This window comes from Streptomyces sp. Z423-1 (assembly GCF_013009255.1).
GTDB lineage: Bacteria > Actinomycetota > Actinomycetes > Streptomycetales > Streptomycetaceae > Streptomyces > Streptomyces gossypiisoli.
This window is the reverse complement of the sequence record NZ_CP053109.1, coordinates 7,966,004-7,981,851: the sequence shown is the minus strand read 5'-3', so window position 1 is coordinate 7,981,851 and position 15,848 is coordinate 7,966,004. Positions and strand designations below refer to the sequence as shown.

Annotated in this window: 15 protein-coding genes; 7 read left to right on the top strand and 8 right to left on the bottom strand. The window is 73.2% G+C overall.

Annotated elements, in window-relative coordinates; translation table 11 throughout:
- Positions 1-127: 127 nt before the first annotated feature.
- Complete coding sequence (locus tag HJD23_RS36240) at positions 128-997, top strand: biotin-dependent carboxyltransferase family protein (RefSeq protein ID WP_171111238.1); 870 nt, start codon at positions 128-130, stop codon at positions 995-997.
- Positions 998-1,032: 35 nt separating this feature from the next.
- On the opposite strand, the gene HJD23_RS36235 is transcribed toward HJD23_RS36240, so the two are convergent.
- From HJD23_RS36235 to HJD23_RS36225, 3 genes are read right to left on the bottom strand one after another with little or no spacing between them, the layout of a single operon-like run.
- Positions 1,033-2,028, bottom strand: coding sequence for an SGNH/GDSL hydrolase family protein (locus HJD23_RS36235; protein WP_171111240.1), 996 nt, complete (start codon positions 2,026-2,028; stop codon positions 1,033-1,035).
- Positions 2,025-3,188 (bottom strand): glycosyltransferase, encoded by a 1,164-nt coding sequence (locus HJD23_RS36230; RefSeq protein ID WP_171111242.1) that lies wholly within the window; start codon positions 3,186-3,188, stop codon positions 2,025-2,027. The genes HJD23_RS36235 and HJD23_RS36230 overlap by 4 nt, the downstream gene beginning before the upstream one ends.
- On the bottom strand, positions 3,185-4,312 hold the full coding sequence (locus tag HJD23_RS36225; RefSeq protein ID WP_171111244.1) for a glycosyltransferase family 1 protein: 1,128 nt from the start codon (positions 4,310-4,312) through the stop codon (positions 3,185-3,187). The genes HJD23_RS36230 and HJD23_RS36225 overlap by 4 nt, the downstream gene beginning before the upstream one ends.
- Between HJD23_RS36225 and HJD23_RS36220 the strand changes: the two genes are divergently transcribed.
- Complete coding sequence (locus HJD23_RS36220; protein ID WP_171107106.1) at positions 4,214-4,432, top strand: hypothetical protein; 219 nt, start codon at positions 4,214-4,216, stop codon at positions 4,430-4,432. The two genes, HJD23_RS36225 and HJD23_RS36220, sit on opposite strands and share 99 nt — an antisense overlap.
- Before the next feature lie 74 nt (positions 4,433-4,506).
- Here HJD23_RS36220 and HJD23_RS36215 read toward each other — a convergent pair whose 3' ends face one another.
- Both HJD23_RS36215 and HJD23_RS36210 read right to left on the bottom strand, forming a co-directional pair.
- Complete coding sequence (locus HJD23_RS36215; protein WP_171111246.1) at positions 4,507-5,919, bottom strand: HEAT repeat domain-containing protein; 1,413 nt, start codon at positions 5,917-5,919, stop codon at positions 4,507-4,509.
- Between the two features lie 324 nt (positions 5,920-6,243).
- Positions 6,244-6,636, bottom strand: coding sequence for an ankyrin repeat domain-containing protein (locus tag HJD23_RS36210; RefSeq protein WP_171111248.1), 393 nt, complete (start codon positions 6,634-6,636; stop codon positions 6,244-6,246).
- A 295-nt stretch (positions 6,637-6,931) separates the two neighbouring features.
- Between HJD23_RS36210 and HJD23_RS36205 the strand changes: the two genes are divergently transcribed.
- Both HJD23_RS36205 and HJD23_RS36200 read left to right on the top strand, forming a co-directional pair.
- Complete coding sequence (locus tag HJD23_RS36205; protein ID WP_141313598.1) at positions 6,932-7,126, top strand: hypothetical protein; 195 nt, start codon at positions 6,932-6,934, stop codon at positions 7,124-7,126.
- Between the two features lie 55 nt (positions 7,127-7,181).
- A complete protein-coding gene (locus tag HJD23_RS36200; RefSeq protein WP_171111249.1) occupies positions 7,182-8,777 on the top strand; it encodes a hypothetical protein in 1,596 nt (531 codons plus the stop codon).
- Between the two features lie 469 nt (positions 8,778-9,246).
- Here HJD23_RS36200 and HJD23_RS36195 read toward each other — a convergent pair whose 3' ends face one another.
- A complete protein-coding gene (locus HJD23_RS36195; protein WP_171109193.1) occupies positions 9,247-10,746 on the bottom strand; it encodes a PLP-dependent aminotransferase family protein in 1,500 nt (499 codons plus the stop codon).
- Between the two features lie 195 nt (positions 10,747-10,941).
- Here HJD23_RS36195 and HJD23_RS36190 point away from each other — a divergent pair, with 195 nt between their 5' ends.
- From HJD23_RS36190 to HJD23_RS36180, 3 genes are all read left to right on the top strand, one after another.
- The gene (locus tag HJD23_RS36190) at positions 10,942-11,709 is read left to right on the top strand and encodes a glycerophosphodiester phosphodiesterase (protein WP_171109195.1); all 768 of its coding nucleotides are present in this window, start codon (positions 10,942-10,944) and stop codon (positions 11,707-11,709) included.
- 55 nt (positions 11,710-11,764) lie between these two features.
- Positions 11,765-13,111, top strand: coding sequence for an MFS transporter (locus HJD23_RS36185; protein WP_171109197.1), 1,347 nt, complete (start codon positions 11,765-11,767; stop codon positions 13,109-13,111).
- A gap of 288 nt (positions 13,112-13,399) precedes the next feature.
- Positions 13,400-13,774 carry an RNA polymerase-binding protein RbpA gene (locus HJD23_RS36180; protein ID WP_003977404.1) on the top strand — a complete coding sequence of 125 codons (375 nt, stop codon included), beginning with the start codon at positions 13,400-13,402 and terminating at the stop codon, positions 13,772-13,774.
- Between the two features lie 200 nt (positions 13,775-13,974).
- Here HJD23_RS36180 and fxsA read toward each other — a convergent pair whose 3' ends face one another.
- Together fxsA and HJD23_RS36170 are read right to left on the bottom strand one after the other, a co-directional pair.
- Entirely contained in the window at positions 13,975-14,529 is a 555-nt protein-coding gene (fxsA, locus tag HJD23_RS36175; protein WP_171109199.1) for an FxsA family membrane protein, read from the bottom strand.
- A 238-nt stretch (positions 14,530-14,767) separates the two neighbouring features.
- Positions 14,768-15,568: a polyprenol monophosphomannose synthase gene (locus HJD23_RS36170; protein ID WP_171109200.1), complete on the bottom strand. Its 801-nt coding sequence runs from the start codon at positions 15,566-15,568 to the stop codon at positions 14,768-14,770.
- Positions 15,569-15,848: the final 280 nt, after the last annotated feature.

Genomic DNA, 15,848 nt, shown 5'->3' with positions numbered 1-15,848 from the left:
GCACCGACCGCCCGGACAGCGAGGGCACCGACGGCCGGGACCCGGCAGGCACCGACCACCCGGACACGGCAGGCACCGACGGCCCCAGCCCGGTAGGCACCGACGGCCAAGGCCCGGTGGGGCTCACATGACGGACCGTGCGCTCGCCGTCGTTCGCGCCGGGGCGCTGACCACTGTGCAGGACCAGGGGCGTCCCGGGCACGCACACCTCGGCGTGCCGCGCTCCGGGGCGCTCGACGCGCCCGCGGCGGCGCTCGCCAACCGGCTGGTCGGCAATCCGCCCGAGGCGGCCGTCCTGGAGACCACCCTCAACGGGTGCGCGGTGCGGCCCCGTTCCACCGTCACTGTGGCGGTCACGGGCGCGCCCTGCCAGGTCACGGTCGACGGCCGCCCGGTCGCCTGGAGCGCGTCGGTGCGGGTGCCCGCGGGAGCGGTCCTGGACGTCGGCGCGGCGGTCCGCGGGGTACGAGGCTATGTGGCCGTCTGCGGCGGCATCGCCGTCGAGCCGGTGCTCGGCAGCCGCTCCACCGACCTGCTGTCGGGACTCGGCCCGCCGCAGCTCACGGACGGCGCGGTGCTTCCCTTGGGGCGTGTCGTCGGCCCCCACGCGCGCGTGGACGTCGCCCCGCAGCCGGCGCCGCCGGCCGAGCTGGTCCTGAGGGTGACGCTCGGGCCCCGCGACGACTGGTTCACGCGGGAGGCCGTACGGACGTTCACCTCCCGCACCTATCGCGTGTCCGCCGCCAGCAACCGCATCGGGCTGCGCACGGAGGGACCCGCCCTGGAGCGGGCCCGCCCGGGCGAACTCCCCAGCGAGGGCGTGGTCCTGGGCGCGGTCCAGGTCCCGCCCGACGGCCGGCCGGTCGTCTTCCTCGCCGACCACCCGACCACCGGCGGCTACCCGGTCCTCGCGGTCGTCCGCGCGGCGGACCTCCCGGCGGCCGCTCAGGCGGTACCGGGGACACCGGTCCGCTTCGTGGCGGTACGCCGTCGTTGACACCCGTGGTGGAAACCCCGTCGGTCCGCTCGGCCCTACGCTGCCTCCGGCTCCGGCTGCTGCTCCGCCACCGGGCGCTGCTCCACCACCGAACGGTGCTCCGGCGCCGAGCGCCGGACCGGCACCGACAGCCCGTCCGGCAGGACCAGCCCCTCCGGCAGGACCAGCTTCCCCGCCTCCGGGCGCTGCCCGGGCTTCGGCTCCGAGACCGACAGCGCCGCCAGCGCCGTCGACACGGCGTTCGCCGACCGCAGGTCGAGCCGGGCGCTGGTGCCGCGCGCGCGGTGCCGTATCTCGACGGCGGCGAGGCGCAGCAGCTGGGGCAGCAGGTCGTTGCACCGGCGCAGCACCCAGGCGGTGCCCGCGGTGGCCAGCCACAGCAGGCTCGCCGACCTGGTGGGCGGCGGGAACTCGGGCTCGGCGGCGGGCGCGGTCCCCGTCGCGATCCCGGCGTTCGCCAGCAGCTCGTGGAACCGGATGGCCAGCTGCCGGTGCCCCCGCTCCCCGGGGTGCAGGCGGTCCGCGCTCCACATGGCCCGGTCGTCGACCCAGTCGCCCTCGGCGGCGTGCAGGTGCACCGCCCCGTACCGCTCGGACAGGGCGTGGACCACGGTGTTCACCGCGCGCTGCCGCCGGGCCAGCGGGTTGGCCAGCACGCCGGGCAGCCCGAGCATCGCGCCCGGGTCGGGCAGGCAGGCGGTGAGGACGGCCGTGCCCTGCCGGGTGAAGGCCGCGTAGACCTTGTCGAGGCGTTCGGCGATGTGGTGGATGTCGAACGTGCAGCGCAGCGTGTCGTTGACGCCGACGAGGACGGAGGCGACGTCCGGCCGCAGGGCCAGCGCGGCGGGCAGCTGGGTCTCCAGCACATCGCGGGTCTGGGCCCCGCTGACCGCGAGGTTGGTGAATGCGGCGGGCGGTTCGGACAGGCCGCCGGCGAGCAGCGCGGCCCAGCCGCGCCACCCATTCCCCACGGGATCGCCCACCCCCTCCGTCAGCGAGTCCCCGAGAGCGACGTAACGGACGGCTCTCATGCCGCGCCCTCCGCACGGACGAAGGGCCGCTCGGGCACCGCCGCGTCGTGCGCGGCGAGGAAGGCGTCCACCGCCGTACCCCAGCCGAAGCACTCCGCACGCGCGCGTGCGGTCTCCCGGCGCTCGCGCTCGGGACGGTCGAGGAGCATCTCCACGGCGTCCGCGAAGGCGTCCCCGTTGTCCGCCGCCGTGGCCCCGGCGGATCCGATCACCTCGGGCAGCGCGGAGGACGCGCTCGCCACGACGGGCGTGCCGCAGGCCATGGCCTCCAGCGCGGCGAGCCCGAACGTCTCGGCCGGCCCGGGGGCCAGGCACACGTCGGCGGTGGCCTGGAGCGCGCCGAGCAGGCTGCGGTCGGCGACATGCCCGAGGAAGGTCACCGGCAGGTCGCGCTCCTGCGCCCGCTTCTCCAGGCCCGGGCGCAGCGGCCCGTTTCCGGCCACCACGAGCACCGCTCGCACGCCGCGCTGGCGCAGCGACTCCAGGGCGTCCAGCGCGGTGCCGGGCCGCTTCTCCACGGACAGGCGGGAGCACATCACCAGCAGCTTCTCGTCCGCACGCGCGTGTACGTCGCGCAGCGCCGCGTCGCGCAGGGTGGGCCGCCGGTTCATCAGGTCGACGCCCAGGGGCGCCCGTACGACGTTGCGGGCGCCGATCCGGACGAACTCCCGCTCGGCGAACTCGGTGGTGCACACGACCTTGGAGTAGGTGTGGGCCGTGCGGACGTTGAGGGCGTCGGCGGCGCGCCGGGAGAGGTTCTCGGACAGGCCCCAGGTGCGCAGCACACCGTCGGCGGTCTCGTGGGAGACCATCACGGCGGGCACCCGGGCGCGCCGCGCCCACTTGCCGGTCCACCTGAGGGTCGTACGGTCGGAGACCTCCAGGCGGTCCGGGCCGAGCTCCTCCAGCAGGGCGGCGACGCGGCGTTTGTCGATGAGCACGCGGTAGCCGCCGGTGCCGGGCAGCACCGGTCCGGGCAGGGTGATCACCCGGCCCTGCTCGGTGTCCCGGTCGCTGTACTTCTCGCCCGGCACGATCAGGACGGGGTCGTGGCCCGCGAGCTTGAAGCCCTTGCCCAGCTCGCGCAGCGCGGTGCGCAGGCCGCCGGAGGCAGGGGCGACGAAGTTCGCCAGCCGGACGATGCGCAGGGAGGAGTTCATGCCGCCACCGCCGGCCTGCGCGCGTCGAGGACGGCCTCGTAGTGCGCGATGAGCTGGTCGCCGACGGCGGCCCAGGTGCGGCCCTCGACGGTGGCGCGGGCGGTGGTCCCGAAGGCGGCGCGCAGCGCGGGGTCGGCGGCCAGGGCGGCGACGGCGTCCCGGACGGCGTCCGCGTCGCGCGGCGGTACGAGGAACCCGGTCCGGCCGTGGTCGACCAGGTCCCTGGGGCCGCCGGCGGCGGGCGCGACCACGGGGACACCGCTGGCCATGGCCTCCTGCACGGTCTGGCAGAAGGTCTCGAAGGGGCCGGTGTGCGCGAAGACGTCCAGCGAGGCGAAGATCCGGGCGAGTTCGTCGCCGGTGCGGCGGCCCAGGAAGACCGCGCCGGGCAGCGCCTCGACCAGGCCGGGCTGGCTCGGCCCGTCACCGACGACGACCACGCGCACGCCGGGCAGAGCGCAGACGCCGGAGAGCAGCTCGACGTGCTTCTCGGGCGCGAGCCGCCCGACATAGCCGACGATCAGCTCGCCGTTCGGGGCGAGTTCCCGGCGCAGTGCGTCGTCCCGCAGGTCGGGGCGGAAGCGCACGGTGTCGACACCGCGCCGCCACAGGTGCACCCGGGGCACGCCGTGGGCCTCCAGGTCGCCCTGGGAGGCGCTGGAGGGGGCGAGGGTGCGGTCGGCGGCGGCGTGCACGGAGCGGATGCGCCGCCAGGCCGCGGCTTCACCGGCGCCCACGTAGGTGCGGGCGTATCCGGCCAGGTCGGTCTGGTAGACGGCGACGGCGGGGATGCGGAGCCGGGCGGCGGCGGCCATGCCGCGGACGCCGAGGATGAAGGGGCTGGCCAGGTGCACGATGTCCGGCTGGTGTGTCAGCAGCGCGGCGGCGAGGCGTCGGCTGGGCAGGGCGACACGGACCTGGGGATAGCCCGGGAGCGGAAGGGACGGGATGTGGATCACAGGGCACGGCGCAAGACCGCCTGCCTTGTGGCCGGGAGCGGGAGCCGGTGCGACGACGAGGGGAGCATGACCGCGATCGACGAGGTGTCGGGCGGTCTGGAGCGCGCAGTGGGCCACGCCGTTCACATCGGGGGGAAAGGATTCGGTCACGATGACGACACGCATAGGGCTGTTGTCGCCACGCTGGACGTGGCCGCGTCAACGTCGATCTTTCCGAACGGGGAACGATCCATGAGCGTTGCGCTGCGCACCCGAGCACGTCGGTCCGCGGCCATGTACCGCTGACCACCGGGTCACCCGCTGTTCACCCAACGGGTACTCCGGTCCGCTGCCACCCGGCGGGTGGGTCAGGGCGGCGTTCACATGGCGTCGGGCCCGATCCGGCTGCGGACCGCCGTCTGTACCTCCGCCTCCTCGGCGGGGTCGGAGGCGAGCCGGCGCAGTTGCTCGACGACGCGGGTGTCTCCGGTCTCGGCGTGCCGGGCGGCGAGTTCCCGGGTGGTCTCCTCGCAGTCCCAGAGACACTCGACGGCGAAACCGGACGGGAAGGAGGGGTCGGTGGCGGCGAGGGCACGGGCGGCCCGGCCGCGCAGATGGGACGAGGCGGTCTCGCGGTAGACGTGGCGCAAAACCGGTGCGGCACAGCCGATGCCGAGCCGTCCGGCGCCGTCGGCGAGGGTCCACAGGGTCGGCGCGTCGGGCCCTTCGCCCCGCACCGCCTCCCGTAGCGCGGCGAGGACCAGGTCGCTGTCCTTGGCACCGCCCCGGCAGGCGAGCACGCGCCCGGCGGCGGCGCCGAGCGGATCGGGGCGGCGGGCCCAGCCGCGCGCCCGGTTCACGGCGGCCACACTGCGCATCCGTTCGAAGGCGTCGACGGCGGCCTCCGCGACCGGCGCCGGGCCGGTGACGACGGCCGCCTCGATCAGGTCGAGGGCGACGGGATCGTCGCTGTCGGCGAGATAGCGCAGCGCGGTGCTGCGAGCGCCCTCGGTGCCGTCCTGGGCGGCCCGGACGATCTCGGGCCGGTCCTCGGGTCCGGCGACGGCCGTCAGGCAGCGGGCGGCGGGGATGTGCAGCGCCACACCGCGTTCGACGCCCTGCTGGGCCCACTCGAACACGGCCTGCACGCTCCACCCCGGACGGGGCCCGGTGGGGCGCATCTGCCGCTGCCAGCGGTCGAAGCAGCCGGTTTCCCGGGCGGCACGCACACGCGTGCCGATCGATTCGCGCGGATCCTCGGCCCACAGCCGCCAGGGCCTCGGTTCGAAGGCGTCCCGCACGGCGGCGGCCAGCTCGGCCTCGCCCTCGGCGTCGGCCGGGAAGCGGGCCAGCACGGGCGCGGCCAGGGCGCGCAGCCCGGCGTCGTCGTCGCGCAGGGCGAGTTCGTCCAGGGCCCAGGCCCAGTTGGAGCCGTGGGCGGCGTACCTGCGCAGCAGGGCGAGCGCGTCGCGCCTGCCGTAGGAGGCGAGGTGGCCGAGGACGGCGAGGGCGAGCCCGGTGCGGGACTCGTCGGTGTCGACAATGTCCTCGGGGTCGAAGAGATGCGCCTCGATCGCGTCCAGCTCGCCGTTCAGGTCGAGGTAGAGGCGGGCGTAGTACAGGGAGCGGTTCTCCACCTGCCAGTCGTGGCGGGGGTCGCGCAGCACACAGTGGTTCAGGGCCGCGAGCGCCTCGGCGCGGGGGGCGGTGAGCGCGTGCAGCGTACCGTCGCCGCGGCCCCGCTGAAGCAGGCCGAGCAGCGTACCGCTGGGCGCTATGACCGGATCGAACATGGGAAACAGCCTCACATCAAGCGTCGACGCAACCGGGGAACGTGCTCTACCTGGCCGCGTGACAACACGTCGGTGCGCCCGCCGTCTTCTGCTTGCTGTAGACCATCTTCCTCTGCCTCTCGTCAGTGGCCCATGCGGCCCGCATCACGGCCCGCGCGGTGCGGCAACACCTGCCCAGCCATCGCGTCCGTAAAGCACGACGTCATGATGACCCGGCACTTCTCGATGCCGCGACCGAAATTTCCGGCGGCCCCTCACCGCCTCCCCCGTTTTCCGTGTCGTACCTGATCAGCAAGCCTTTTCTGCCTGATCAGGGCGTTCGGATCAGTGTGCGCCGAACAGTTCCAGCAGTTCGGTCCTGCCGAACATCCGGGCGGTGTCGACGGCCGACGGGGTGCCCGCGGCCGGGTCGGCGCCGCCCTCCAGCAGGGCCTTGATCACTTCTTCCTCCCCCTTGAAGACCGCCCCGGCGAGTGGGGTCTGGCCTCGATCGTTGACCCGGTCGGCCGCGGCGCCGCGGGCGAGCAGCGCCCGCACCGTCCCGGCGTGTCCGTGGTAGGCGGCGAGCATCACGAGGGAGTCGCCGCGGTCGTTGGTGAGGTTGGCCGGAACGCCCGCGTCGACGTACGCCACGAGCGCCTCGGTCTGCCCCTGCCGGGCCAGGTCGAAGATCTTGGTCGCGAGCTCCACGACCTCGGGGTCGGGGGCTTCGGTCATCGGCCGGACCGCCTCTCACTGCGTACGAGTACGAACAACAGCCAACCGCACGGCTGGGCTCTACGGGTGAATCGCCAGCGTACTGGCTGTGCGAGCACATGACGGGCCACGCCCGAGGCAAAGATCACCAATGCGCCCGCCGGACGCAAGCTCCCTGCGCCCCGGCACCGCCACGGCTCGGCCGCCCGGAGGAAAACCACCAGATTTCACCCAGTTGCACCTTTTATCGTATGGATACATCCTGTGATCCTGGAAGTACTCATGGTGACTGTCCCCCTCGACACCAGGAGACCTCATGATTCTGTCCATCTCAGGCGTCGTCCTGCTCGGCGTCGTCCTCTTCATCTTCTGCCGCAAGGACGGACTCAAGTCGTCCCACGCGCTGATCGCAGCCCTGTTCGGCTTCTATCTCGCGAGCACAGCCGTCGCGCCCAGCATCAAGGCGGGCGGCGAAAGCCTGGCGAGCCTGCTGGGCGGTCTCAAGTTCTGACGCCCCGCCCGCCCGGACCCAGCACCCCGCCCACACGCACGTTCAGGAGACACCCGTGGCCCGGCGCCCCCTCCCCCGCATTCTGAGCAACGGCGGCGCGCAACTCGCCCGGAGCCGGGATCTGGCCCGGACGGCGGCCGACAGCGCCACCGACGTCCTCCACCCGCTGATCACGATCTTCCGGGGTCTGCGCCGGCTGGCGGCGGCGGGAGTGCGCAAGTGGAAGGACACGCCCAAGGACAAGCGTGGCCCCCTTCTGTTCCTGGTGGCCCTGGTGATCCTCGGGGTGGCGCTCGCACCGTACGGCCCGCTGCTCGCCGTCATCACGCTCATGGCGGCGGCGGCTTGGCAGGGCCGCGACCGCACCCCGCGGGCCCCCGAGGGGCCCGACGAGATCCAGACGCAGCGCCTGCAGGCACTGTACGAGGCGCTCATCCCGTTCTTCTCCGTCGCCGAGGACCCGGCGCCCCTGTACGCCCACGGCGGGGAGTGGGAGAAGGCCTTCCCGGAGTACGAGTTCGATGCCACGGGGCGGTTCGCGCACCTGGTGATCAAGTACCCGGCGTACTTCCCGGACGGCGAAACGGAGGCACGCGCGCGTGTCGAGCATCTGCTGACGGCCAAGTCGGGCCGCGGCCGCGAGTACCGCTTCGGGTGGGACGAGGAGGGCAACCGGCTCACGGTCTCGGTGCTCGCACCGCTGCCCACCGACATCGCCGCCCAGCGCTTCGTGACGGCACCCGGTGAGACGGTCCTCGGTTTCACCGACGCGAGCGAGGTCCAGCGCACGCTGCCCGTCACCCATGGCGAGGAGCAGCGTGACGTGCCGCCCGTCGTGTGGCGCACCGGCATCCGCTCCACCGAGCCCCACCTGCTGGTCGTCGGCCAGCCGGGCAGCGGCACGTCGACCCTGCTGCGCTGCGTGGCGCTCCAGGCCCTGGAGTACGGCGACGTCCTCATCGTCGAGGGCGGCGGCACCGGTGAGTACGCCTGCCTGACCGGCCGGGACGGTGTCCTGGCCGTCGAGTGCGCGCTGGCCGGGGCGCTGGCGAGCCTGGAGTGGGCCGCGACCGAGACGGAACGACGGCTGATCGCCGTCAACCGCGCACGTCAGGCGGGCCATCCGCCGCCGGACGACACCAAGCGGCCGCTGTGGATCCTGCTGGACCGCCCGACCGCGCTGGCCCACGTGGCCGCCGCCGACGGCCGCACGGACCCGCAGTCCCTGCTCCAGGTACCGCTGCGGCACGGCCGCGCCGCGAACGTCACGGTGGTGGTGGCCGAACAGTTCGACAGCCTGGACGCCCTGAGTGAGCCCGTACGGCAGCACACCCGCGCGCGGGTGGTTCTCGGCCCCGCCACCAGGGAACAGCTCACGACGCTTCTGGGCGCGCCCCCGCACACCGCGCCGGTCGCCCAGGTCCCACCCGGCCGCGGCTACGCCCGCCTGGGCACCGGCCCCGTCCTCCGCCTCCAGGTCCCGGCGACCCCGGACCCGTACGACGATGCCACGAGCGAGGCCCACCGCCAGGCGGTACTGGACCTGCTCCCGCCCCGCACGACCCCGGCGGACGCGGAGCCGGACCGGGTCCCGACGACACCCGAGCCGGAACCGGTCCCGGCGGAGGCCGCAGTGGCGGAAAGCTCCTGAACCGGCGGCGAGAACCCCTGAAGAGAGAACGGCAACGCCAGCAAGGCCCTGGCAGCGCTCACGCCCCGCACCATCCACCGCGCACGCGAAGCCGGAACAGGTCACCGGCGACACCCGAACCGGAACCGGTCCCCGCGGAGGCCACAGTGGCGGAAAGCTCCTGAACCGGCGGCGAGAACCCCTGAAGAGAGAACGGCAACGCCAGCAAGGCCCTGGCAGCGCTCACGCCCCGCACCACCCACGGCGGACGCAGAGCCGGGACCAGGTCCCGGCGGCACCCGAGCCCGAACCGGTCCCGGCGGCAGCCGAGCCGGACCGGGTCCCGGCGGCAGCCGAGCCGGAACCAGGTCCCGGCGACACCCGAGCCGGGACCGCGCCGGTGGAGGCCGTGGTGGTGGAGGGGGCCTGGGCAGCCGGTCCCCAGGCCGCAAGCGGCTGCGGCCCTGCACCGGTGAAACGTCCGCTGCTGCTACGCCACGAACGTCCGCGGTGCCTCCGCGCCCACCGTCCCCCCGCTCCGCACCAACCGAGCCGCCGCGGCCAGCCGTACCGCCGCCTCCTCCGCCACCGCGCCCCCCACGGTGAACGGCAGCCGCACGTACCCCTCGAAGGCGCCGTCGACACCGAAGCGCGGGCCGGACGGGACCCGTACCCCGACCCGCTCCCCCGCCTCCGCGAGCCGCGAGCCCGACAGCCCCCCGGTGCGCACCCACAGCGTGAGCCCGCCGCGCGGGACCTCGAACTCCCAGTCGGGCAACTCCCGGCGCACCGCGGCGACCAGCGCGTCCCGGTTGTCCCGCGCCTGCGCGCGCCGCAGGTCCACGGCCTGCTCCCATCCCCCGGTGCCGAACAGCCAGTGCACGGCCAGCTGTTCCAGCACCGGCGTGCCCAGATCGGCGTACGCGCGCGCGGCGACCAGGCTGCGGACGACGTCCGGCGCGGCCCGCACCCAGCCGATACGCATCCCGGCCCAGAAGGCCTTGCTGGCGGAGCCGACGGTGATAACGGTGGACCCGGCCGGGTCGAAGGCGCTCACCGGTGGCGGCATCTCCACATCCGGGTCCAGCCACAGCTCGTTCATCGTCTCGTCGGCGACGATCACGGTCCCCGCCGACCGGGCCGCCTCGACCAGCCGCCGGCGCTGGTCCCCGTCGGCGAGCGCGCCGGTCGGGTTGTGGAAGTCGGCGACGACGTAGGCGATGCGCGGCGCGGCGTCCCGCAGCACCTGCCGCCAGCGGTCCACATCCCACCCGGCGAGCCCCTCGGCCATCGCCACGGGCACCAGCCGGGCGCCCGCCTCCCGCATCAGCTGCAGGATGTTGGCGTACGACGGCGACTCGACGGCGATGCGCTCACCACGGCCCGCGAAGAGATGGCAGATGGCGTCGATGGCGCCCATCGCGCCGGTCGTCACCATGATCTGTTCCGGCATGGTCGGGATCCCGCGCGCGGTGTAGCGCTCGGCGAGCATCGAGCGCAGCGCGGGCAGCCCGGCCGGATAGTCGCCGTGCGTGTGCGCGTACGGCGGCAGCTCCTCAAGGGCGCCCTGGACGGCGCGGGTGAGCCAGGGTTCGGGAGCGGGCAGCGCGGCGGTGCCGAGGTCGATCATCGAACCGAGCGCCTCGGGCGGCAACGGCTCCAACCCGCGCGCGGGGAGCGGGTTTCCGGCCGGTACGGCGGTCCAACTGCCGGCGCCGCGCCGGGACTCCAGGAATCCCTCGGTGCGCAGCGCCTCGTACGCGGCCGCGACCGTCGTACGGCTGACGGACAGGGCGAGCGCGAGTTCCCGCTCCGCGGGCAGCCGTGCGGCCACCGGCACGCGCCCTTCGAGCACCAGCAGCCGGATGCCGTCGGCGAGCGCGCGGTAGGCGGGCGGACGGCGCGAACCCGGGCCTGCCGGGCGGTCCTGCTGCGACTTGAGCTGCCGGGCCAGCTGCGCCGCACCCACCGCCGAGGTCCACTGCCCCATGACGATCAGTCCACCTTCCCCGAATTGGCCCTTCCGGGGGCTTCCCCCCATGCCACAGCGTGCCACGCTCCAGGCCACCGGCACCAGCAGGGGCAGGCCCCTGCCGCACCGCGCCGACGTGTTCGCCGCCCCCTCGGCATCCGGCGTCAGCACCGTCGTTGCCACCGGTCAACCCCGGCGCGCCATACTGCGTCCGTGAGCACGCGCATACGTCATCCCTATCTCGACCATCCGGGCCCGATCGCCTTCGCCCACCGGGGCGGGGCCGCGGACGGTCTGGAGAACACCGTGCTGCAGTTCCGGCGCGCGGTGGAGATGGGCTACCGGTACATCGAGACCGACGTCCACGCCACGCGGGACGGACGGATCGTCGCCTTCCACGACGCGACGCTGGACCGGGTGACCGACGGGGCGGGCCGGATCGCCGACCTGCCCTGGGACGACGTACGGCACGCGCGCGTGGCGGGCATCGAACCGGTCCCGCTCTTCGAGGAACTGCTGGAGACCTTCCCCGACGTGCGCTGGAACGTCGACCTGAAGACCGAGTCGGCCCTCCACCCCTTCCTGGAGCTGATCGGCCGCACCAACGCCTGGGACCGGATCTGCGTCGGCTCCTTCTCCGAGGCCCGCGTCATCCGCGCCCAGCGCCTGGCCGGGCCGCGCCTGGCGACCTCGTACGGCACGCGGGGCGTGCTCAACCTGCGGCTGCGCTCCTGGGGCGTGCCGGCCGCGCTGCGCCGCTCCGCGGTCGCCGCCCAGGTGCCCGAGACACAGTCCGGCATCCAGGTGGTGGACCAGCGGTTCGTCCGGGCCGCCCACGCGCGCGGGTTGCAGGTGCACGTGTGGACGATCAACGAGGCGGAGCGGATGCACCGGCTCCTGGACCTCGGCGTCGATGGCATCATGACCGATCACATCGACACGTTGCGCAAGGTCATGGAGGACCGGGGCGTCTGGGTCTGACGTCCCGGGCCGCGCCCCGCGCACGGCACTTCACGGGGAAGCGAGGGGGGCACGGGTGGGCACCGAGACCGTGCGGACACCGGCGGCCGACGACGCGGCCGGGCGGCGGCGCGAGCAGCGCGGCTGGTACTTCTATGACTGGGCGTGCTCCGTCTACTCGACGAGCGTGCTCACCGTGTTCCTGGGTCCCTATCTGACGTCGGTCGCCGAGTCGGCCGCGGACGCGGACGGTTTCGTCCATCCGCTGGGGATCCCGGTCCGCGCCGGTTCCTTCTTCGCGTACTCGGTGTCCCTGTCGGTGATCGTGGCCGTGCTGGTCATGCCCCTGGTGGGCGCCGCCGCCGACCGCACCGGCCGCAAGAAGCCCCTCCTGGGCGCCGCCGCCTACCTCGGGGCCGCGGCCACGGCGGGCATGTTCCTGCTGGACGGCGACCGCTATCTGCTCGGCGGTGTGCTGCTGGTCGTGGCGAACGCCGCGCAGTCCGTGGCGATGATGCTCTACAACTCCTACCTGCCGCAGATCGCCGCTCCCGAGGAACGCGACGCGGTCTCCTCGCGCGGGTGGGCCTTCGGCTACGCGGCGGGCGCCCTGGTCCTGGTCGCCAACCTGGTCCTCTACCTCGCCCACGACACCTTCGGCGTCTCCGAGAGCATGGCCGTGCGCATCTGCATCGCCTCGGCCGGTCTGTGGTGGGGTGCCTTCGCGCTGATTCCGCTACGACGCCTGCGCGACCGCCGCTCCCCCGCGCGCGGGACGACGGTCACCGGCTGGCGGCAGCTCGCGGCGACGGTCCGCGACATGCGCCGCCATCCGCTCACGCTGGCCTTCCTGCTGGCGTATCTGGTCTACAACGACGGCATCCAGACGGTGATCACTCAGGCGTCGGTCTACGGCTCGCAGGAGCTGGGCCTCGGCCAGTCCACGCTCATCGGCGCCGTCCTGATGGTGCAGGTCCTCGCGGTGTTCGGCGCGCTGGCACTGGGGCGGCTGGCGCGGCGGTACGGCGCGCAGCGCACGATCCTCGGCTCGCTGGTCGCCTGGACGCTCATCCTGGGCGCCGGGTATTTCCTGCCCGCCGGGGCACCGATGTGGTTCTTCGTGCTGGCGGCCGGGATCGGGCTCGTCCTCGGCGGCAGCCAGGCGCTGTCCCGCTCGCTGTTCTCCCACCTGGTCCCGCCCGGCAAGGAGGCCGAGTACTTCTCGGCGTACGAACTCAGCGACCGCGGGATGAGCTGGCTGGGCCCGCTGCTGTTCGGGCTCACCTACCAGCTGACCGGGAGCTACCGGGACGCGATCATCTCGCTGGTGGCATTCTTCGTACTCGGGTTCGTGCTGCTGGCGCGGGTTCCGGTGCGGCGTGCCGTCGCGGATGCGGGGAACCCGGTCCCGGAACGGATCTAGAACGGATCTGGAACGGATTTAGCACTCACGGCGAAAGGGCTGTAGTGTACGCGTTTGGCCTGCCAGGCGTACCGTTACTGCGCGTCAAAGATGCCGAAACGCTGGGTGACATCTGCTGTCAGATGTGACAAACCGGGCGCTGGTGGGTACAACATGGGCGGCTACGACGGCGACGCATGACCCGGAACGGGACTCCGAACGGGAATCTTTACCGCCGACCGGACGTTGACCGGATGACGACGACAGCGACACCTGTCCTGTGGGCGACAAGCCCGGGAGGCACGATTCATGAGTGAGCGAGCTCTTCGCGGCACGCGCCTCGTGGTGACCAGCTACGAGACGGACCGCGGTATCGACCTGGCCCCGCGCCAGGCCGTGGAGTACGCATGCGAGAAGGGGCACCGATTCGAGATGCCCTTCTCGGTCGAGGCGGAGATCCCGCCGGAGTGGGAGTGCAAGGTCTGCGGGGCCCAGGCACTCCTGGTGGATGGCGACGGTCCGGAGGAGAAGAAGGCTAAGCCGGCGCGTACGCATTGGGACATGCTGATGGAGCGGCGCACGCGCGAGGAGCTCGAAGAGGTCCTCGAGGAGCGGCTCGCCGTTCTGCGTTCCGGCGCCATGAACATTGCGGTGCACCCCCGAGACAGCCGCAAGTCCGCGTAGTTCCCGCGGGGCTTGGGCGGGGTTTCACAGCGCACGCCACATGACCGCGGGCGCCGTACGTGAGTGTGACGTACGGCGCCCGCGGTCATTGGTGTGCGGCGTCATGGGTGTGCGGCGTCATGGGTGTGAGGCGTCATGGGTGTGAGGCGTCATGGGTGTGAGGCAGGCGCCCACGGTCGGTCACCGGGGCGCCTGTAGGCTCAGCGGTTCAGCGGCGGGCGTGGCTCCCGCGGAGCGTCGCCCGGCTCGTCCCGGATGACCTCACCCTGCACGACCTTGCCGTCCGGGCGGTGAATGCGGGCCTGCTGAAAGGCGTCGCCGAGGCTACCGGGGGTGGCGCGGCGGAGCTTGCGGTCCACCGTGCGCTCCGCGTAGCGGCCGACGGCCTTCTGGACCGGCGGGAGCAGCAGGAGCAGGCCGGCCGCGTCCGAGATCAGGCCGGGCAGCATCAGAAGCAGGCCGCCCAGCATCATCAGGCCGCTGCCGCCGCCGCTGGACGGCGCCACGCCGCGCTGCAGCGCCTCGTTGAGGTTCTGGAAGGCACGCCGGCCCGCCCGCTTGATGACCACCGCGCCGAGCGCGAACCCGGCGATCAGCAGCAGGAACACCGTCAAACCGCCCGCCGCGCCCGCGACCACGGTCAGCAGCCAGATCTCCAGCACCAGCCACGCGGCGATGCCCAGCGGCAGAAACGTACGCAGCCGCGACCGCCGGGGCCGCGCGGAGTGCGGAGGGGTGGATGCGCCACTCGTCATGCCCCCAGTGTGCCTGGCGAACGCTCAGCGCGGGATAAGCGCCGATCGACAGCACCACCGGGGCCGCCGGGCGCCATCCGGCAGGCGCCGGCCACCGAGGACGCCCGGCGACCGGCGACCGGCGACCGGCGACCGGCGACCAGCGACCAGCGACCAGCGACCAGCGACCAGCGACCAGCGACCAGCGACCAGCGACCAGCGAGCCTACGGCGGCCTGTGCCCCGTACGCCGGTGTGCCCTACGGCCGCGAAGGTCCGCCCTTGCCCAGCAGCTTTCCGACCCTCTCGCCCACGCCCCACGACGTGACCCGCCACAGGGCCTCGACCAGGATGTCGCGGCTCATCTTGGAGTCGCCGAGTTCGCGCTCGACGAAGGTGATCGGGACCTCGACGACGTGGTAGCCGGCCTTGATGGCGCGGCGGGCGAGGTCGACCTGGAAGCAGTAGCCCTGGGAGGCGACCTCTGTGAGGCCGAGGCCCTCCAGGGTCTCGCGGCGGAAGGCGCGGTAGCCGCCGGTCACGTCACGGATCGGGACGTCCAGCAGCACGCGCGAGTAGAGGCTGCCGCCACGGGAGATGAACTCACGCGACTTGGGCCAGTTCACCACCCGGCCGCCGGGCACCCAGCGGGAGCCGAGCACCAGGTCGGCGCCCTTCAGCGCGGTCAGCAGCCGGGGCAGCTCCTCGGGCTGGTGGGAGCCGTCGGCGTCCATCTCGATCAGCACGCCGAAGTCGTGCTCCATGCCCCACCGGAAGCCCGCGAGATAGGCGGCGCCGAGCCCCTCCTTGCCCTTGCGGTGCAGCACATGGACCTGCTCGTCACCGGCGGCCAGCTCGTCGGCGAGCTTGCCGGTGCCGTCGGGGCTGTTGTCGTCGGCCACGAGCACGTGGGCCTCGGGAACCGCCTTCCGCACCCGGCCGACGATGGTCTTGATGTTCTCCGCCTCGTTGTAGGTCGGAATGATCACCAAGGCCGTGCCGAGCGGGCCGAAGCGCCTCCCCTGGGCCTCTGCCGCGCGGGTCCCCTCGCCGTCGTTCACTGCTGCCCCTTCATGTCCGTACGCAGAGGTCCACCATAGTGGCCGCCGCTTGCGCTGACGCGATAGGACGTTCGTATGACGGTGTTGATCCCGCGAGCGCGGGGTAAGGATGTACGTTTGACCCTCTATGCGGGCCCGCCCCACGCACGGACAAGACCCGCCCGGGCACGGACAACGCCCGCACACACGGACAATAGGGGTGGCTCAACTCGCTGCGAATGGGGGCCCGGTGCCCTTCGGGCCGACCTGGGACCCGCTGGCTGCGGATCGACCTGAAGCC

Bases quoted from the DNA above. Each gene is read 5' to 3' on its own strand.
- HJD23_RS36240 (WP_171111238.1), top strand. From the start codon at position 128: ATGACGGACCGTGCGCTCGCCGTCGTTCGCGCCGGGGCGCTGACCACT.
- HJD23_RS36235 (WP_171111240.1), bottom strand. From the start codon at position 2,028: ATGAGAGCCGTCCGTTACGTCGCTCTCGGGGACTCGCTGACGGAGGGG.
- HJD23_RS36230 (WP_171111242.1), bottom strand. From the start codon at position 3,188: ATGAACTCCTCCCTGCGCATCGTCCGGCTGGCGAACTTCGTCGCCCCT.
- HJD23_RS36220 (WP_171107106.1), top strand. From the start codon at position 4,214: ATGACCGCGATCGACGAGGTGTCGGGCGGTCTGGAGCGCGCAGTGGGC.
- HJD23_RS36225 (WP_171111244.1), bottom strand. From the start codon at position 4,312: ATGCGTGTCGTCATCGTGACCGAATCCTTTCCCCCCGATGTGAACGGC.
- HJD23_RS36215 (WP_171111246.1), bottom strand. From the start codon at position 5,919: ATGTTCGATCCGGTCATAGCGCCCAGCGGTACGCTGCTCGGCCTGCTT.
- HJD23_RS36210 (WP_171111248.1), bottom strand. From the start codon at position 6,636: ATGACCGAAGCCCCCGACCCCGAGGTCGTGGAGCTCGCGACCAAGATC.
- HJD23_RS36205 (WP_141313598.1), top strand. From the start codon at position 6,932: ATGATTCTGTCCATCTCAGGCGTCGTCCTGCTCGGCGTCGTCCTCTTC.
- HJD23_RS36195 (WP_171109193.1), bottom strand. From the start codon at position 10,746: ATGGGGCAGTGGACCTCGGCGGTGGGTGCGGCGCAGCTGGCCCGGCAG.
- HJD23_RS36180 (WP_003977404.1), top strand. From the start codon at position 13,400: ATGAGTGAGCGAGCTCTTCGCGGCACGCGCCTCGTGGTGACCAGCTAC.
- fxsA (WP_171109199.1), bottom strand. From the start codon at position 14,529: ATGACGAGTGGCGCATCCACCCCTCCGCACTCCGCGCGGCCCCGGCGG.